Source organism: Streptomyces sp. NPDC017529 (assembly GCF_044329785.1).
Taxonomy (GTDB): Bacteria; Actinomycetota; Actinomycetes; order Streptomycetales; family Streptomycetaceae; genus Streptomyces.
The window spans coordinates 1-1,388 of the sequence record NZ_JBIRJY010000056.1 but is presented as its reverse complement, the minus strand read 5'-3'; the positions used below and the strand labels follow the sequence as shown (position 1 = coordinate 1,388).

Sequence of the window (1,388 nt, the reverse complement as noted above, 5' to 3'; positions counted from 1 at the left end):
CTAGTAGGACTTTGTTAGGTGGCTGGTCAGGGATTTCGGTTGGTAGTTCGCTGGGGGGATGACTCCGGAGGAGCTTGCCGGGTGCCGTGACCGGCTGGAGGCGTTCGCGGCGGAGGTCTTCGCGCCGTTGGTGCGGTCAGATCAGCGGGTCAAAGGCGGGTTGTATCTGCGGGGCCTGCTGCTGGACGGGCGGCGCAAGAGCATGCAGCCGATGGCCCGGCGCCTGGGGGTGGACCACCAGGGGCTGCAGCAGTTCGTGACCTCCTCCACCTGGTCGGTCACCGCGGTGCGCAACCGGCTGGCCCGCCGGGCGGTGACGGTGGTCCGCCCGGAAGTATGGGTGATCGATGACACCGGCTTCCCCAAGGACGGTGACCGCTCGCCGGCGGTGTCAGCGCAGTACTCCGGCACCCTGGGCAAGACCGCCAACTGCCAGGTGGGAGTGAGTGTGCACGCGGCCACCGACACCGTCTCCTGCCCGCTGGCCTGGCGATTGTTCCTGCCCGAGAGCTGGGACGGACCCGAGGCCGCCGCCCGGCGGGCCCGGTGCCGCATCCCGCCCGGCGAGCATCACCGGCCCAAATGGCGCCTGGCCCTTCAGATGCTCGATGAGCTGGCCGGGATCGGGCTGCACCCCGCGGTGGTGGTCGCCGACACCGGCTATGGCAGCAACGCCGCCTTCCGCACCGCGCTGGAAGACCGTGGCCTGGCCTATGTCCTGCAGGTCAAGGGCGAGCTGACCGCGCACGGCGCGCAGGCCGAGCCGGTGCAGCCGCTCTACGGCGGGCTCGGGCCCCGCCCGCTGCCGCGCTACCGCACCCGGGCGGTCAGCCTGCGCGAGCATGTGCTGGCCGCGGGCCGGGACCAGGTCACCGCGGTCACCTGGCGGCAGGGCTCACGAGGCGCGATGACCGCCGAATACGTGCTCTTGCGCATCCGCCTTGCCGGCCGGCGCCCGAAGCCCGCCGACGACGGCACCATCCCGCCGCGGTGGCTGATCGCCCAATGGCCTCGGGAGGCCGCCGCACCGGTCAGATACTGGATCTCCAACCTGCCCACCAGCCTCCCGCCCGCCACGCTGATCCGGCTCGCCAAGATGCGCTGGCGCATCGAGCACGACTACCGCGAGCTGAAGAGCGCACTCGGCCTGGACCACTTCGAGGGCCGCTCCTGGCAGGGCTGGCACCGCCACGTCACCCTGGTCACCGCAGCCCACCTGTTCCTGACCGAACAGCGCACCGACCCAAAAGCCCCTGCCAGGGCCTGACTCTCTACCAAGCCCTGGACCAGGTCCAACACATGCTGGCCACCTTCACGGGCCACTGCCCAACCTGCCACCGCCCCGCACCCTGGCAGCCCTACGACACCACCTAACAAAGTCCTACTAG

General features: G+C 70.6%; 1 protein-coding gene. It reads left to right on the top strand.

Features of this window, described 5'->3' with window-relative positions; genetic code table 11:
• The first annotated feature begins 58 nt into the window (after nt 1-58).
• Entirely contained in the window at nt 59-1,267 is a 1,209-nt protein-coding gene (locus tag ACH4K4_RS38680) for an IS701 family transposase (RefSeq protein WP_398175074.1), read from the top strand.
• Nucleotides 1,268-1,388 lie beyond the last annotated feature (121 nt).